This window comes from Bradyrhizobium sp. Kon56 (assembly GCF_055807635.1).
Genome location: NZ_JBVVOU010000004.1, coordinates 230,957 through 246,361, shown reverse-complemented (window position 1 = coordinate 246,361; position 15,405 = coordinate 230,957). Strand labels below are relative to the sequence as shown.

The window sequence follows — 15,405 nt, the reverse complement described above, 5'->3', positions numbered from 1 at the left end:
GAGCAGATGAAACGTTCAGCCGCCGAGATCGTCAGGGAATACGGGCCCTATGCAGGCGTCGAAGCCGTGCACGGCGTCACCTATGACGGCAGCCTTATGTGGTTCGCATCCGGCGACAGATTGAACGCGGTCGACCCGGCCGACGGCAACATCACCCGCTCCATCGATGTCGCCGCGCATGCGGGAACGGCGTTCGACGGCCGCCACCTGTTCCAGATCGCCGAGGACCGCATCCAGAAGATCGACGCTGTGACCGGCAAGGTGCTCGCCACCATCCCGGCACCCGGCGGCGGTGGCGATTCCGGACTGGCCTGGGCCGAGGGCTCGCTCTGGGTCGGACAGTATCGGGAGCGCAAGATCCATCAGGTCGATCCCCAGACGGGAAAAATTCTCCGCACCATCGAAAGCAAGCGCTTCGTCACCGGCGTGACCTGGGTCGACGGCGAGCTCTGGCACGGCACCTGGGAAGGCGAGGACAGCGACATCAGGCGGATCGACCCCGAGACGGGCAAGGTGCTGGAGCAGCTCGACCTGCCCGCCGGGACGATGGTGTCAGGATTGGAGTCCGATGGCGGCGACCGTTTCTTCTGCGGTGGCGGAGATCGCGGCAATGTGAGGGCGGTGCGCCGTCCGAGGCGCAGCTAGGGTGTGCCATGACGCATGCGCGGCAACGGTGCGTTCGCGGCCGTTAATATGTTTGCCCCAATTCCACCCCATCGGTGGGCTCTAGCGCCCTCCTTGCCTGCCCTGTAGACTTCTGCCCCGGGGCGGCCTGGGGGATTGATGCGACTGACGCTGAACTTGAAAACTGTCCTGATCGCCGTCGCGGTGCTCGCGGCGTCGTTTTTCATCAGCCTGAAGGCGATGGACTGGCTGTCGCCGCGGGCGACGAATTCCGCGCCGCCGGTCGCGCAATTGCCGCCGCTGCCGCCGGTCTCGAAGAGCTCGATCGTGGTGGCGCCGGTCGCCATTGCGCTGTCGGCGATCCGCGAGCAGGCCGAGAAGGCCGCTCCGCGCAATTTCGCCGGCAAGGCCGAGAACCCGATCTCGCAAATCCTGGAGAACGCCGACATCGGCTGGTCGGCGGTACGCGGACCGATGGCGACTGCCGGCGACAAGGACGTGCTGACGATCTCGACGCCGCTCACGGGCAAGCTGAACGTGACGGGCTCGCTGTCGTCGAAAGCCACCGGCGCGCTCGGCGAGGCGCTCGGCAGCGTGCTCGGCGGCAATGCCGCGAAACAGATCGGCGCGGTCAACATCAAGAATTTGAACGCCAGCGCCGAGATCAAGGGCAACGTCGTCGTTACCTCGCGGCCGAAGCTCGCCGCCAACTGGCATCTCGAGCCCAATCTCGGCGCCCAGGTCAATCTTGGCGATACCAACCTCAACATTTCGGGCGCCAAGGTCAACGTGCCTGCCCAGGTGAAGCCGCTGATCGACAAGACCGTCGGCGAACAGATCAACGCCGTCTCCGAACGCATGCGCAACGATCCGACCTTGCGGGACAACGCGAAGCTGCAATGGGCCAAGGCCTGCCGCTCGATCCCGCTGCAAGGCTCGGGGTCTTCCGCCGCGCTGCCGCCGCTTTGGCTCGAGATGAAGCCGACCCGCGCCATCGCGGCACAGCCGCGCGTCGACGCACAGAACGTGACGCTGCTGCTTGGCCTCGAGCTCGAGACGCGCGTGATCTCGACGCCGACCAAGCCCGACTGCCCGTTCCCCGACAAGATCTCGATCGTGCCGCCGACCGGCACCGGTGTGAACATTGGCGTGCCGATCGACGTGCCCTTCACCGAGATCAACAAGCTCATCGCGGCGCAGATGGTCGGCCACACCTATCCCGAGGACGGCTCCGGCCCGGTCGATGTCACCGTCAAGAGCGTCAACGTGATCCCGTCGGGCGAGCGCCTCCTGATCTCGCTGCTGGTGCGCGCCAAGGAGAAGAAGAGCTGGCTTGGTCTCGGCGCCGAAGCGACCGTGCACATCTGGGGCCGGCCGATGCTCGACCAGGCGCAGCAGACGCTGCGGCTCGCCGACATCCAGCTCGCCGTGGAATCCGAGGCGGCCTTCGGCCTGCTGGGTGCCGCGGCGCGCGCGGTGGTGCCGCAGATGCAGCAGGCGCTGGTGCAGAAAGCGACGGTCGATCTGAAACCGATTGCCGCCAACGCACGCGAGAAGATCGCCGCCGCGATCGCCGACTATCAGAAGAACGAGGATGGCATCAAGGTCGAGGCGAAGATCGACAGCCTGAGCCTCGCCGACATCGCCTTCGACTCCAAGACGCTGCGCGTGATCGCGGAAGCCGGGGGCTCGCTGAATGTATCCGTGACGAAGCTGTCGGGGATGTAGCGCGCGCCTTTTCCCGACGGGTCCGTGCGCGCAGTCGCTTGCGCCGCTGGCAATCTGGTCGGACGATGCTAAGCTGTTCCTCGCACCCCGGGGACGGGGTGCTGACAGCACTGTGGCTGACAACGCGAGGACGACATGGAAGCCGGCATGGTTACGCCTGCGCCGGCGCTGGTGCGCTTTTCCGGCATTCAGAAGACCTATGATGGCGAGCACCTCGTGGTGAAAAACCTCGATCTCGACATCAGGAAGGGCGAGTTCGTCACCCTGCTTGGTCCGTCGGGCTCGGGCAAGACGACCACCCTGATGATGCTGGCGGGTTTCGAGGTTCCGACCCATGGCGAGATCTTCCTCGCGGACCGACCGATCAAGAACGTGCCGGCACACAAGCGCGACATCGGCATGGTGTTCCAGAACTATGCCCTGTTTCCGCACCTGACGATTGCGGAGAATATCGCCTTCCCGCTCTCCGTTCGCAACACGAACAAGGCCGAAGCGCAGGATCGTGTCAAAGCGGCATTGCGCATGATCAAGATGGAAACTCTGGCGCAGCGGCGGCCCGGGCAGCTGTCCGGCGGTCAACAGCAGCGCGTGGCACTGGCCCGCGCCCTTGTTTTCAATCCGCAACTCGTGCTGATGGACGAGCCGCTGGGCGCCCTGGACAAGCGCCTGCGGGAGCAGATGCAACTGGAGATCAAGCAACTGCACGAGACGATGGGCATCACCGTCGTCTACGTCACCCACGATCAAAGTGAAGCGCTCACCATGTCGGATCGCATCGCCGTATTCAACGACGGCATCGTGCAGCAGATCGACAGGCCCGCCGCGCTGTATGAGCATCCGGTGAACAGCTTCGTCGCCCATTTCATCGGCGAGAACAATGTGCTGGCCGGCACCGTCGAGACGGTCGAGAAAGAATATTGCCGAGTTGCGCTGGCTGGCGGCGGCGCCGTGACCGCACGAGCCGTCAACGTATCAGGCGCGGGCGCATCGACCTCGCTGTCGGTGCGGCCGGAGCGGATCGCCATTATCCCGGATGGCATCTCCAGCGACGAACCGAACCGACTGCCGGCCAAGGTGCAGAACACCATCTATCTCGGCGACCACGCGCTGGCCGTGCTCGACGTCGCCGACAACAAGGAGTTCATGGTCAAGCTTCAGCCGGGGACACATGACAGCCTGAGAGCTGGCAGCCTTACAGCTGGCAGCCTGAGACCTGGCGATGACGTGTTCATCACCTTCCGCCCGGAGGATTGCCTGGCCCTCGATCCCGTCTGATCCAACCATGCAGCATCGCTCCAAGGCGGGCGGACCTGGACCAACCAAGCTCAACGCAAGTCACGTGAAGAAGAAGGAACAAAGACCATGCTGAAGCGCAAGATTATTCTGGGTTTCGCCGCGGCATTCACCGCCAGCGCGACGCTGGCCACGGTCGCGCAGGCGCGTGACCTCACCGTTGTGTCGTGGGGCGGCGCCTATCAGGATGCCCAGAAGAAGGTCTATTTCGAGCCCTTCAAGAAAGCGACCGGTGTTCCCTTGAATGACGAGTCCTGGGACGGCGGCGTCGGCGTGTTGCGCGCCAAGGTGCAGGGTGGTGCCGCCACCTGGGACGTCGTCCAGGTCGAGAGCGACGAGCTGGCGGTTGGCTGCGAGGAAGGCCTGTTCGAAAAGCTCGACTATTCGAAGATCGGCGGCGAGGCCGCCTATATCCCACCGTCGGTCAATCCTTGCGGCGTCGGCGCCATCCTCTACGATTTCGTTCTCGGCTACGACAAGGACAAGCTCAAGGAGGCCCCGAAGGGCTGGGCCGACTTCTTCGACACCAAGAAGATCCCGGGCAAGCGTGCCCTGCGTCAGGGGCCGAAGACCACGCTGGAGATCGCCCTCATGGCCGACGGCGTCGCGCCAAAGGACGTCTACAAGGTGCTGGCGACCGACGAGGGCGTCGAGCGCGCGTTCAAGAAGCTGGACACCATCAAGGGCGACATCGTCTGGTGGAAGGCCGGCGCTCAGCCGCCGCAATTGCTCGCCTCCGGCGAGGTGGCAATGACCTCGGTCTACAATGGCCGCATCGACACCGCGAACAAGAACGAGAAGAAGAATTTTGGCATGGTCTGGGACGGAGCGCTCTTCACCCTCGACACTTGGGTGATCCTGAAAGGCAGCCCGAACAAGGACGCGGCCTACAAGTTCCTGGACTTCGTCGGCAAGGCTGAGAACCAGTCGAAACTGTCGGAGAACATTGCTTATGGCACCTCGAACAAGGACGCAGCCGCCCTGCTCGCGCCTGCTGTTCTGAAGGACCTGCCGACAGCGCCTGACAACATCAAGAATGCGGTGGAGATCAATGTTGCCTTCTGGCTCGAGAACATCGACCGCCTGACCGAGCGCTTCAACAAATGGGCCGCGAAATAGCGTCCCCACAAAGCTCGACCCAAGGTTAGACCAATGACGGATGCGCTCTTGACCGGCGCCCATGGCCCGACCGAGGTGCCGCTCAAGCGCCGATTGCGGCGGGCGGAGCGAGCACGCCAGGTCAAAGCATTGGCGCTGGTTCTGCCGCTTCTCGTCTTCCTGCTCTTCACCTTCGCTGGGCCCATCGCCGGCATGCTGTGGCGTGCCGTCGATGACCGCGAGGTGCGTCTGGTTCTGCCTCAGACCATCGCGGCTCTCGCCAGTTGGGACGGCAGGGATCTGCCGGACGAAAAGGCCTACGCGGCGCTGGCGGGCGACATCATGGCGGCGCGCGATTCCGGCACCATTGCGATTGCGGCCAAGCGGCTCAACTACGCACTGAACGGCTTCCGCACGATCCTGACCAGCACCGCACGCAATCTGAAGACTGCGCCCGAGCCCGGCACGGCGAGGGAGACGCTGGGCAAGATCAACCCGGCCTGGCGCGAACGCGCCACCTGGACCACGATCAAGGACGCCAGTGGCCCCGTGACCGGCTTCTATCTTTTGTCGGCGCTCGATCTGACGCGGAACGTGGACGGCGCGATTGTCGCAGCTCCGCCCGATCAGGCCATCTACCGCGACGTTTTCGTCCGCACCTTCCTCATCAGCCTCAGTGTCACGGTGCTGTGCCTGATCCTTGGCTTCCCGGTCGCCTACCTGCTGGCGGCGCTGCCGCCCGGCCGGTCGAATTTGCTGATGATCTTCGTCCTGCTGCCGTTCTGGACGTCGCTTCTGGTCCGCACCTGCGCCTGGATCGTTCTGTTGCAGGGCAAAGGCGTCGTGAACGACAGCCTGCTCTGGCTTGGCATCATCGACGAGCCGTTGCGCCTGATCTACAACCGCTTTGGTGTCTGCGTGGCCATGACCCACGTTCTCCTGCCATTCATGATCCTGCCGCTGTACAGCAGCATGAAGGCGATCTCGCCGGCTTACATGCGTGCCGCCGCCTCGCTCGGCGCGCCGCCGCTCACCGCCTTCCTGCGGATCTACCTGCCTCAGACGCTGCCCGGCATCGGCGCGGGAAGCCTGCTCGTCTTCATCCTGGCGCTCGGCTATTACATCACGCCAGCACTCGTCGGGGGCGCCGCCGATCAGATGATCAGCTACTTCATCGCGCTCTACACGACCGAGACGGCCAATTGGGGCCTTGCTTCGGCACTGGGTGCGGTGCTGCTGCTCGCCACTATTCTGCTCGCGCTCGTCTACGGAAAGCTGGTGCAGGGACAGCAGGTCACGGGAGGGATGAAGAATTGAGCGACAATTCCTCCATCCGCACGCCGAGCCAGCGCATTGCGTGGACCGCGACCATCGTGATCTCCACGCTGGTGTTCATCTTCCTGATTGCGCCGATCCTTGCGATCATGCCGCTGTCGTTCAGCTCGGGCTCGTACCTCACCTATCCGCTGCCGGGCCTCTCGCTGCGCTGGTACGACGACTTCATCAATTCGCCGCGCTGGATGAATTCGCTGAAGAACAGCATGATCATCGGTGTCGCCTCGACCCTGCTGTCGATGGTGCTCGGCACGCTGGCGGCGTTGGGGCTGGCGCAGTGGAAGAGCCGGTTCAAGCCGCTCGTGCTGGCTTTCGTGCTGTCGCCGGTCGTCGTGCCCGGGGTCATCACCGCGGTCGGTCTCTATTTCTTCTTCGCGCCGATCGGATTGACCGGCAGCTATCTCGGCCTGATCCTGGCCCACACCGCTCTGGCGACGCCCTTCGTCGTCATCACGGTCGGCGCGACGCTGCAGAGCTTCGACACCAATCTGGCCCGCGCTGCCGCCTCGCTCGGTGCCTCGCCGCTTGACGCCTTCCGCCGCGTGATCCTGCCGCTGATCCTGCCCGGCGTGGCATCGGGGGCCCTGTTCGCCTTCGCGACCAGCTTCGATGAGGTGGTGATCGTGCTGTTCATGGCAGGTCCCGAGCAGCGCACCCTGCCGCGCGAGATGTTCAGCGGCATCCGCGAGAACATCAGCCCGACCATCACGGCGGCAGCGGTGATCCTGACGACGGTCTCGGTCATCCTGCTCGCCACCCTGGAAGGCCTGCGCCGGCGCAACGAACGGCTCAAGGGCAGCAGCGCGTGAGCTTCTTCCTTCTCCCGGGGAGAGGGTGAAAACACTGCCGCGCCCTGCTTATTTCTCAACCCTCCTCGCGCATTCTCGGGCTTTGCTCCGGGGACAGATTGTCGTTAGAACGGTCCCCGCAACAAAACCCAAACAACAACGCTGAGGGAGAAACAAAATGCAAAAGCTCATCGCCGCGATCGCGGCCGGTCTCGCGCTCGCCGCCACGTCAGGCGCCGCCCAGGCGCAGATTTCCGACGACGTCGTCAAGATCGGCGTGCTCACGGACATGTCGAGCCTCTATGCGGACGCGACCGGCAAGGGCTCGCTCGCCGCCGTGGAGATGGCGGTCGCCGATTACGGTGCCAAAGTCGCGGGCAAGCCCGTGCAGGTGGTCTCCGCCGATCACCAGAACAAGCCCGACGTCGGCGTCAACATCGCCCGCAACTGGTACGACAACGACAAGGTCGACGCGATCTTCGACGTGCCGACCTCGTCGGTGGCGCTGCCGATCTCGGCGTTGACGCGCGAGAAGAACAAGATCCACATCAATTCCGGCGGCGGCTCATCCGATATCACGGGCGTCGCCTGCTCGCCCAACACGGTGCACTGGACCTACGACACCTATGCGCTGTCGAACGTCGCCGGCAAGGCGATGGTCAAGCGCGGCGAGGACACCTGGTTCTTCGTCACCGCCGACTACGCCTTCGGCATGGCGCTGCAGCGCGACGCCGCCAACGTCGTCAAGGAGAGCGGCGGCAAGGTGCTCGGCGAGGTCCGCCATCCGCTCAACTCGTCGGACTTCTCCTCCTTCCTGCTCCAGGCCCAGGCCTCCAAGGCCAAGGTGGTCGCACTGGCCAATGCCGGCGGCGACACCACCAATGCGCTGAAACAGGCGGCCGAGTTCGGCCTGACGGAGGGCGGCCAGAAGATGATCGCCTTGCTCATGGAGATCACCGACGTTCATTCGCTCGGCATCAAGTCGACGCAAGGCCTGATCATCACCGACGCGTTCTACTGGGACACCAACGAGGAGACGCGCGCCTTCTCCAAGCGCTTCAACGAGAAGGTCGGTCACATGCCGACCATGATCCAGGCGGGGCTCTATTCCGCGACCATGCATTACCTGAAGGCGATCGACGCCATCAAGACCGACGAGGCACCGAAGGTGATGGAGCAGATGCGCAAGACACCGGTCAACGACTTCTTCGCCAAGAACGGCAAGATCCGCATCGACGGCCGCATGGTCCACGACATGTATCTGTTCGAGGTCAAGAAGCCCGAGGACTCCAAGGGCGAGTGGGACCTCTACAAGCTGATCGCCACCGTGCCCGGCGACGAGGCCTTCCGTCCGCTCGACAAGGGCGGCTGCCCGCTGGTGACGCACTGAAGTTCTTCTCCCTCTTCCCGCTTGCGGGGAGAGGTTGGGAAGAGCACGACAGCGCGCCCGGTAAAAACCGGGCGCGCTTCGTTTAGCCGTTCAGAGCCGCGTTACTCCGAGTATTTGAACTCGGGCATGTTCTTCAGCTCGTCCTTGCTCGCATTGAACACGGCGTGGTCCGGATACCATTTCGACGCGGACGTGGCCGTCGTTGTCGTCGCGGGCTTGTTGTCGGTGCCGGTCGCGGCACCCGTCGTGGTAGTCGCCGCGGGCCGGTTGGCTGCGCTGTTCGGGTTGTTCCCGGCAGCGCCGGTGTAGGCAACCGCCTCGTTGACGAATTTCAGCTTCTCAAAGGGCACCGCAACCAGATGCTCGCCCAGGCCGAGGAAGCCGCCGACGCCGATCACAGCGATCTTGATGTTACCGCTCTTGTCCATCAGCAGATCGTTGATCGAGCCGATGTTCTCATTGGCGTCGTTATAGACCTTGATGCCGTCCATCTTGGACGTACGCCACTGTCCCGACGCGGTCGTGGTGGTCGTCGTCGCCGCGGCAGCCGGCGCCTTGTCGGTGGTGGCGGTCGGATTTTGCGCGAACGCAACGGTTGCGAGCAGTGCGGTACCGGCAAGACCGGCCGCGATCGATTTCATCAACATATTGTCCTCTCCTTCAGCAGAAAACTTGTGCGGAGAAAACAGCTCGGATCAGTCCCAGTTCCGCGCGTGCTGCAATTTCGCCGCGTGCTGCGCGATCATCTGGGCTGCGTTCAATTGTTCCTAAGTCACTCAGGAACATTTCGCAGCGCACGATTTCGTCGATAAGTTCATGCGGTGCGCGCGATCGCGATCGCCCACGGCGGCGAGCTGTCACTGCACGACCGGGAGCCGCATGGGCTGATCGTGCGGATGCAATTGCCGGTACGGCAGCAGCCGCAGCTTGCGGCTTAAGCCATGATCCGGACCCGAAGGGCCGCGCCAGCGCAAAGTGTGCAGCGGTTTTCCGAAAAGATCATGCCCGAAGACTAAACCTCAGGCCGCAAGCGGCGGGTGCGCGACGGCTCCCTCATCAAAAATCGCAACCGCCTCGAAGCGATAATTGCAAGCACGGCATGTCCAAAGATAGGAGATGCGTCCGTCGCCCGCCTCGATCCAATCAGGTTGCGGGATCGGCGCGCCGCATTGCGCACAGGGATTTTGCCTGGGAATGTCGCCGATGTGTGCCTTCACCACGTTTGCTTTTGTCATGGCACCTCTCCCGATTTGCGCCGCTCTCTTACTCGCTTTCGGGCCCGCACGCGAATAGACAGGCCCGCTGTCGCGAATGACGGCTTCGTCTGCAAGACAATCCCTACGCCGGCCTTGCGTCCGAATGACGGCTCTGCGCTGCAAAAACGTAATCGGAGGCGTTTCGCCACATCATCGCCGCGTTCGCGGGGCCTAACGCGAGCGGGCGCAGGTGAGCGGTGCCGAGGAACATTCGATGAAAATTTTACGTGTCGCCGCGCTGCTCGCGGCCGGACTGACGTTGCCGCAGGCCGCACTCGCGGGCCAAGCGGAGTACGCCGAAATGGTCGCGGCCCATGCCCGCGCCAACGGCGTGCCGGAGGCGCTGGTGCATCGCGTCATCATGCGCGAAAGCCGCTATCAGCCGGGCCTGGTCGGCCATGGCGGCACCATCGGGCTGATGCAGATCAAGCTCGCGACCGCGCGCGGGGTCGGCTACACCGGCGACGCCGCCGGCCTGCGCGATCCCAACACCAATCTCACCTATGCTGTGAAATATCTCGCCGGCGCCTATCACGCCGCCAATGGCGATCACGCCCGCGCCGTGCGTTATTTCGCCGGCGGCTATTACTACGCCGCAAAGCGGCAACGGCAGGAGGCCGTGCAGGTCGCCAATACGAGCGAGGCCAATATGGGCTCCCCTTGGCTTGAGCCGAACGGCAATCCGCAGCCGATATTCGGCGCCGCGCCGCACCGCAAGCTCGCCCAGCGCGTCCGCAACGCCCGGGCACAGGCGCCCAGGTAAGCCCGGTTCCCGCCAAGCGCGTTGACCACCCAGTCCTGCTGGCATACATTAGAGCCGTTCCGAGGGGTGCTCCGAGGAGGAGCTGAGATACCGCTAAATGGGCAAATCCGCCCAGGACCGCGGTGACCCTTTGAACCTGATCCGGGTCATGCCGGCGAAGGGACAGGGATGTTGCAGACGACCAAGCGACCGGATTCCCCGGTATCCATCATCGGCGCAGGCATTGCGGGCGCCTGGCAGGCCTTGCTGTTCGCGCAGGCCGGCCACGCCGTCACCCTGCACGAGCGCGGTGACGCCGACATGACCGACGCCACCAGCCATTGGGCCGGCGGCATGCTCGCGCCCTATTGCGAGGCGGAAGTTTCCGAACCGATCATCTCCAGGCTCGGCCTGCGCTCGCTCGACATCTGGCGGCGCGAGCTGCCCGACACGCCCTTCAACGGCTCGCTGGTCGTCGCCCACCCGCGCGAGCGCAGCGATTTCGAGCGTTTTGCCCGGATGACCGAGGGCCATCGCCGGCTCGATGCCGCCGGCCTTGCCGAGCTCGAGCCGTCGCTCGAAGGCCGCTTCCGCGACGCGCTGTTCTTTCCGACCGAGGGCCATGTCGAGCCGCGCCGCGTGCTCCCGAAACTGCACGAGCGCATCCGCGCCGCCGGCGGCACCATCAAGTTCGAAAGCGACGTCGCCGCGGCCGAACTCGCAAAACTTGATCCTGAAGGCATCGTGATCGACTGCCGCGGCCTTTCTGCGCGCGACGAGCAGCCCGGCTTGCGCGGCGTCAAGGGCGAGATGATCCTGATCGAGACCGCCGAGGTGCAGCTCGCGCGCCCGGTGCGGCTGATCCATCCGCGCTGGCCGCTCTATGTGATCCCGCGCGAGGACAATCTATTCATGTTGGGCGCGACCTCGATCGAGGCCGAGGACACCAGCGTCAGCGTGCGTTCGGCGCTGGAGCTGTTGGGCGCAGCCTATGCCGTGCACCCCGCCTTCGGCGAGGCCCGCATCGTCGAATTCGGCTCCGGCCTGCGCCCCGCTTTTCCCGACAATTTGCCGCGCATCGGCATCCGTGACGGCACGATCAGCGTGAACGGCCTCTACCGACACGGCTTCTTGATCGCCCCGGCGCTGGCCGAGCTGACGCTGAGCTTTGTCGAGCGCGGCCAGATCGACAATGAGGTGATGCAATGCGCGTGATCGTGAACGGCGAGCAACGCGACGTGAATTCGGCCAGCGTCGACGCGCTGCTCAGCGAGCTCGACTACGAAGGCACCCATTTCGCGATCGCGCTCAACTACGACGTCGTGCCGAAGAGCCGCTGGGCCGAGACGGCGCTGAAGCCCGGCGACGAGATCGAGATCATCACGCCGCGGCAGGGAGGGTGAAGATGGCTCTCCATTTATCGCCTTGGCGCGCGCCACACACTCCGCTGTCATCGCCCGGCTCGACCGGGCGATCCAGTACGCCGCGGCGCCTCCGTATCATCGCACGGCCTCTGGAATACTGGATCCCCGCCTTCGCGAGGATGACAGCGTCAATTGAGGAGACACCTTCCCCATGGTGACCTTCTACGGCAAGACCTTCCCCTCCCGCCTCCTCATCGGCAGCGCGCTCTATCCCTCGCCTGCGATCATGCAGGCGGCGATCCGCGCCTCGGGCTCGAACATCGTCACGGTGTCGCTGCGGCGCGAATCCGCCGGCGGCAAGACCGGCGATGCGTTCTGGAATCTGATCCGCGAGCTCGACGTCACCGTGCTGCCGAACACCGCCGGCTGCCGCAGCGTGCGCGAGGCAGTGACCACCGCCAAGCTCGCACGCGAATTGTTTGGCACATCCTGGATCAAGCTCGAAGTCATCGCCGACAACGACACGCTGCAGCCCGATGTGGTCGGGCTTGTCGAAGCCGCAAGCCTCCTGATCAAGGACGGCTTTGAGGTGTTCCCCTATTGCACCGAGGATCTCTCGGTCGCGAACCGCCTGGTCGATGCCGGCTGCAAGGTGGTGATGCCCTGGGCCGCGCCGATCGGCAGCGCAAAAGGCATCACCAACCGCGACGCGCTCAAGCTGATGCGCGAGCGGCTGCCTGACATCACGCTGGTGGTCGACGCCGGCATCGGCGCGCCGTCGCATGCGGCGCAGGCGCTCGAGCTCGGCTACGACGCCGTGCTGCTCAACACCGCCATCGCAAAAGCCACCGATCCCGTTGCTATGGCCAATGCCTTCCGCCTCGGGATCGAGGCCGGCCGCACCGCTTTTGAGGCCGGGCTGATGAACGCCCGCGATTTCGCCTCCCCTTCCACCCCTGTCGTTGGGACACCGTTCTGGCATGCCGTATCCTGATCGCTTTTATCCCGTCGTCGACAGCCTCGCCTGGGTCGAGCGCCTGACCAAGCTCGGCGTCGGCACCATCCAGCTGCGCGCAAAGGACCTCGACGACTCGCAATCGCTGCAGATGGTCACCGACGCGCTGGCGATCACCGCGGGCACGCAAGCCAAGCTCGTCGTCAACGACTATTGGCGCGCGGCGATCGTCGCCGGCGCAAAATATCTGCATCTCGGCCAGGAGGACCTTGCCGACGCCGACCTCGCTGCCATCCGCGAGGCCGGCTTGTCGCTCGGCGTCTCCACCCACGACGATGCGGAGCTGGACACCGCGCTTGCCGCCGAGCCCGACTATGTCGCGCTGGGCCCGATCTTCTTCACCACGCTCAAATCGATGCGTTTCGAACCGCAGGGCATTCCGAAGATCACGGAATGGAAGAAGCGCGTAGGCCACATCCCGCTGGTCGCGATCGGCGGCATCAAGTTCGAGCACGCCGCGGAGATCTTTGCCGCGGGCGCGGATTCCATCGCCGTCGTCAGCGACGTCACCCAGAATGCCGACCCGGATGCGCGGGTGCGGCAATGGCTCGGCCTGTCCGCGGAGGCGGCGTGATGCGCCTCACTCTCTCACCCCGCACGCCACTGTCATCGCCCGGCTCGACCGGGCGATCCCGTACGCCGCGGCTTCTCGGCTTGAGCCGCACCGTCTCGGAGTACTGGATCCCCGCTCCCGTGCGCAATTGCGCACTAGGCGGGGATGACAGCCGAATTTGCCTCTCGCATAGCGACATCAACGAATTAAACCGGAGGATCCCATGAACATCCGCTCCAATCCCGACAAGACCGTCCCCGCCGTCACCACCGGCCCGCTGCCCTCGTCGCGAAAAATCTTCGCCTCGCCCGATGCCGCGCCCGACCTGCGCGTGCCGCTGCGCGAGATCATCCTGTCCGAAGGCGCCGGCGAACCGAACCTGCCGGTGTACGACACCTCCGGCCCCTACACCGACCCTAGCGTGACCATCGACGTCAACGCCGGTCTGGCGCGCGGCCGCAAGGCCTGGGTGCTGGAGCGCGGCGGCGTCGAGGAATATCAGGGCCGGCAGATCAAGCCGGAGGACAATGGCAGCGTCTCCACCGACAAGGCCGCGCGCGCCTTCTCGGCCTATCACCAGCCGCTGCGCGGCCGCGACGGCCACAAGATTACGCAGCTCGAATTCGCCCGTGCCGGCATCATCACCAAGGAGATGATCTACGTCGCGGCACGCGAAAATCTCGGCCGCAAGGAGCAGCTCGAGCGTGCGGAAGCAGCCCTTGCCGACGGCGAAAGCTTTGGCGCGGAAGTGCCCGCCTTCATCACCCCGGAGTTCGTCCGCAGCGAGATCGCGCGGGGACGTGCCATCATCCCCTGCAACATCAACCACGCCGAACTCGAGCCAATGATCATCGGCCGCAACTTCCTGACCAAGATCAACGCCAATATCGGCAACTCGGCGGTGACGTCATCGGTCGAGGAAGAGGTTGAGAAGATGGTGTGGGCGATCCGCTGGGGCGCCGATACCGTGATGGACCTCTCGACCGGGCGCAACATCCACACCACCCGCGAATGGATTTTGCGCAACGCGCCGGTGCCGATCGGCACCGTTCCGATCTATCAGGCGCTGGAGAAGTGCGACGGCGATCCGGTCAAGCTGACCTGGGAGCTCTACAAGGACACGCTGATCGAGCAGTGCGAGCAGGGCGTCGACTATTTCACCATCCACGCCGGCGTGCGCCTGCAATACATCCACCTCACCGCCAACCGCGTCACCGGCATCGTGTCGCGCGGCGGCTCGATCATGGCCAAGTGGTGCCTGGCGCATCACAAGGAAAGCTTCCTCTACACCCATTTCGACGAGATCTGCGATCTCATGCGCAAGTATGACGTCTCGTTCTCGCTCGGCGACGGCCTGCGTCCGGGCTCGATCGCCGATGCCAACGATCGCGCGCAATTCGCCGAATTGGAGACGCTCGGAGAACTCACCAAGATCGCGTGGGACAAGGGCTGCCAGGTCATGATCGAAGGCCCCGGCCACGTGCCGATGCACAAGATCAAGATCAACATGGACAAGCAGCTCAAGGAATGCGGCGAAGCGCCGTTCTACACCCTCGGGCCCCTGACCACCGACATCGCGCCGGGCTACGACCACATCACCTCGGGCATCGGCGCCGCCATGATCGGCTGGTTCGGCTGCGCCATGCTCTGCTACGTCACGCCGAAGGAGCATCTCGGCCTGCCCGATCGCAACGACGTCAAGGTCGGCGTCATCACCTACAAGATCGCCGCCCACGCCTCCGATCTCGCCAAGGGTCACCCGGCAGCCCAGCTGCGCGACGACGCGCTCTCCCGCGCCCGTTTCGACTTCCGCTGGAGCGACCAGTTCAACCTCGGCCTCGACCCCGAGACCGCCAAGAACTTCCACGACGAGACCCTGCCGAAGGAAGCCCACAAGGTCGCGCATTTCTGCTCGATGTGCGGCCCAAAATTCTGCTCGATGAAGATCACGCAGGACGTCCGCGACTACGCGGCGACGCTGAACGACCCGAACGGCGTGGGCATGTCGATGAGCGGCACCGCCGAGGACGGCATGGCTAAGATGAGCGCGAAGTTCAAGGAGATGGGCGAGAACTTGTATCTGGATGCGGAGAAGGTGAAGGAGAGCAATCGGGTGTTGTGAGCGGGCCCGTGCGAACTTTGGGGGCGACGATCGTCGCCCCCAAAGTTGGAAACGCAATGCGAACGGCCCATGCGGTCTGAAATACTACCAGGACTAC

General features: G+C 64.4%; 15 protein-coding genes and 1 riboswitch. Of the genes, 13 read left to right on the top strand and 2 right to left on the bottom strand.

Features of this window, described 5'->3' with window-relative positions:
- Positions 1-6 precede the first annotated feature (6 nt).
- The 7 genes from AC0L3B_RS08900 (at position 7) to AC0L3B_RS08870 (ending at position 8,256) form a co-directional block, all read left to right on the top strand.
- Positions 7-645, top strand: coding sequence for a Vgb family protein (locus AC0L3B_RS08900; RefSeq protein WP_085361435.1), 639 nt, complete (start codon positions 7-9; stop codon positions 643-645).
- Between the two features lie 138 nt (positions 646-783).
- Complete coding sequence (locus tag AC0L3B_RS08895) at positions 784-2,352, top strand: DUF4403 family protein (protein ID WP_085349121.1); 1,569 nt, start codon at positions 784-786, stop codon at positions 2,350-2,352.
- Between the two features lie 135 nt (positions 2,353-2,487).
- Entirely contained in the window at positions 2,488-3,627 is a 1,140-nt protein-coding gene (locus AC0L3B_RS08890) for an ABC transporter ATP-binding protein (protein ID WP_085361437.1), read from the top strand.
- Positions 3,628-3,714: 87 nt separating this feature from the next.
- Positions 3,715-4,764 carry an ABC transporter substrate-binding protein gene (locus AC0L3B_RS08885; protein ID WP_085361438.1) on the top strand — a complete coding sequence of 350 codons (1,050 nt, stop codon included), beginning with the start codon at positions 3,715-3,717 and terminating at the stop codon, positions 4,762-4,764.
- A 33-nt stretch (positions 4,765-4,797) separates the two neighbouring features.
- The gene (locus tag AC0L3B_RS08880; protein ID WP_247294943.1) at positions 4,798-6,060 is read left to right on the top strand and encodes an ABC transporter permease; all 1,263 of its coding nucleotides are present in this window, start codon (positions 4,798-4,800) and stop codon (positions 6,058-6,060) included.
- On the top strand, positions 6,057-6,887 hold the full coding sequence (locus AC0L3B_RS08875) for an ABC transporter permease (RefSeq protein WP_018454162.1): 831 nt from the start codon (positions 6,057-6,059) through the stop codon (positions 6,885-6,887). The genes AC0L3B_RS08880 and AC0L3B_RS08875 overlap by 4 nt, the downstream gene beginning before the upstream one ends.
- Before the next feature lie 157 nt (positions 6,888-7,044).
- Positions 7,045-8,256, top strand: a complete 1,212-nt coding sequence (locus AC0L3B_RS08870) for an ABC transporter substrate-binding protein (protein WP_018454161.1) — start codon at positions 7,045-7,047, stop codon at positions 8,254-8,256.
- A 101-nt stretch (positions 8,257-8,357) separates the two neighbouring features.
- Here AC0L3B_RS08870 and AC0L3B_RS08865 read toward each other — a convergent pair whose 3' ends face one another.
- Entirely contained in the window at positions 8,358-8,903 is a 546-nt protein-coding gene (locus AC0L3B_RS08865; RefSeq protein WP_018454160.1) for a PRC-barrel domain-containing protein, read from the bottom strand.
- A 372-nt stretch (positions 8,904-9,275) separates the two neighbouring features.
- Entirely contained in the window at positions 9,276-9,491 is a 216-nt protein-coding gene (locus tag AC0L3B_RS08860; RefSeq protein WP_018454159.1) for a hypothetical protein, read from the bottom strand.
- Positions 9,492-9,726: 235 nt separating this feature from the next.
- On the opposite strand from AC0L3B_RS08860, the gene AC0L3B_RS08855 reads away from it, so the two are divergent.
- The 6 genes from AC0L3B_RS08855 to thiC all read left to right on the top strand — a co-directional run bounded on the left by AC0L3B_RS08855 (position 9,727) and on the right by thiC (position 15,308).
- On the top strand, positions 9,727-10,275 hold the full coding sequence (locus AC0L3B_RS08855; RefSeq protein ID WP_473380301.1) for a transglycosylase SLT domain-containing protein: 549 nt from the start codon (positions 9,727-9,729) through the stop codon (positions 10,273-10,275).
- A gap of 52 nt (positions 10,276-10,327) precedes the next feature.
- A riboswitch (TPP riboswitch) is annotated at positions 10,328-10,456 on the top strand.
- The gene (locus tag AC0L3B_RS08850; protein ID WP_473380300.1) at positions 10,444-11,469 is read left to right on the top strand and encodes an FAD-dependent oxidoreductase; all 1,026 of its coding nucleotides are present in this window, start codon (positions 10,444-10,446) and stop codon (positions 11,467-11,469) included. It overlaps the preceding riboswitch by 13 nt.
- Positions 11,460-11,657: a sulfur carrier protein ThiS gene (gene thiS, locus AC0L3B_RS08845; protein ID WP_085361443.1), complete on the top strand. Its 198-nt coding sequence runs from the start codon at positions 11,460-11,462 to the stop codon at positions 11,655-11,657. The genes AC0L3B_RS08850 and thiS overlap by 10 nt, the downstream gene beginning before the upstream one ends.
- A 172-nt stretch (positions 11,658-11,829) precedes the next feature.
- The gene (locus tag AC0L3B_RS08840) at positions 11,830-12,612 is read left to right on the top strand and encodes a thiazole synthase (protein ID WP_473380299.1); all 783 of its coding nucleotides are present in this window, start codon (positions 11,830-11,832) and stop codon (positions 12,610-12,612) included.
- Positions 12,599-13,207 (top strand): thiamine phosphate synthase, encoded by a 609-nt coding sequence (locus AC0L3B_RS08835; protein WP_085349131.1) that lies wholly within the window; start codon positions 12,599-12,601, stop codon positions 13,205-13,207. Before AC0L3B_RS08840 ends, AC0L3B_RS08835 begins: the two co-directional genes overlap by 14 nt.
- Positions 13,208-13,409: 202 nt before the next feature.
- Positions 13,410-15,308, top strand: coding sequence for a phosphomethylpyrimidine synthase ThiC (gene thiC / locus AC0L3B_RS08830; RefSeq protein WP_247294956.1), 1,899 nt, complete (start codon positions 13,410-13,412; stop codon positions 15,306-15,308).
- Positions 15,309-15,405: the final 97 nt, after the last annotated feature.

Excerpts from the sequence above, each read along its gene's own strand:
- AC0L3B_RS08900 (WP_085361435.1), top strand. The coding sequence starts at position 7 with ATGAAACGTTCAGCCGCCGAGATCGTCAGGGAATACGGGCCCTATGCA.
- AC0L3B_RS08895 (WP_085349121.1), top strand. The coding sequence starts at position 784 with ATGCGACTGACGCTGAACTTGAAAACTGTCCTGATCGCCGTCGCGGTG.
- AC0L3B_RS08890 (WP_085361437.1), top strand. The coding sequence starts at position 2,488 with ATGGAAGCCGGCATGGTTACGCCTGCGCCGGCGCTGGTGCGCTTTTCC.
- AC0L3B_RS08885 (WP_085361438.1), top strand. The coding sequence starts at position 3,715 with ATGCTGAAGCGCAAGATTATTCTGGGTTTCGCCGCGGCATTCACCGCC.
- AC0L3B_RS08880 (WP_247294943.1), top strand. The coding sequence starts at position 4,798 with ATGACGGATGCGCTCTTGACCGGCGCCCATGGCCCGACCGAGGTGCCG.
- AC0L3B_RS08870 (WP_018454161.1), top strand. The coding sequence starts at position 7,045 with ATGCAAAAGCTCATCGCCGCGATCGCGGCCGGTCTCGCGCTCGCCGCC.
- AC0L3B_RS08865 (WP_018454160.1), bottom strand. The coding sequence starts at position 8,903 with ATGTTGATGAAATCGATCGCGGCCGGTCTTGCCGGTACCGCACTGCTC.
- AC0L3B_RS08860 (WP_018454159.1), bottom strand. The coding sequence starts at position 9,491 with ATGACAAAAGCAAACGTGGTGAAGGCACACATCGGCGACATTCCCAGG.
- AC0L3B_RS08855 (WP_473380301.1), top strand. The coding sequence starts at position 9,727 with ATGAAAATTTTACGTGTCGCCGCGCTGCTCGCGGCCGGACTGACGTTG.
- AC0L3B_RS08850 (WP_473380300.1), top strand. The coding sequence starts at position 10,444 with ATGTTGCAGACGACCAAGCGACCGGATTCCCCGGTATCCATCATCGGC.
- thiS (WP_085361443.1), top strand. The coding sequence starts at position 11,460 with ATGCGCGTGATCGTGAACGGCGAGCAACGCGACGTGAATTCGGCCAGC.
- AC0L3B_RS08840 (WP_473380299.1), top strand. The coding sequence starts at position 11,830 with ATGGTGACCTTCTACGGCAAGACCTTCCCCTCCCGCCTCCTCATCGGC.
- AC0L3B_RS08835 (WP_085349131.1), top strand. The coding sequence starts at position 12,599 with ATGCCGTATCCTGATCGCTTTTATCCCGTCGTCGACAGCCTCGCCTGG.
- thiC (WP_247294956.1), top strand. The coding sequence starts at position 13,410 with ATGAACATCCGCTCCAATCCCGACAAGACCGTCCCCGCCGTCACCACC.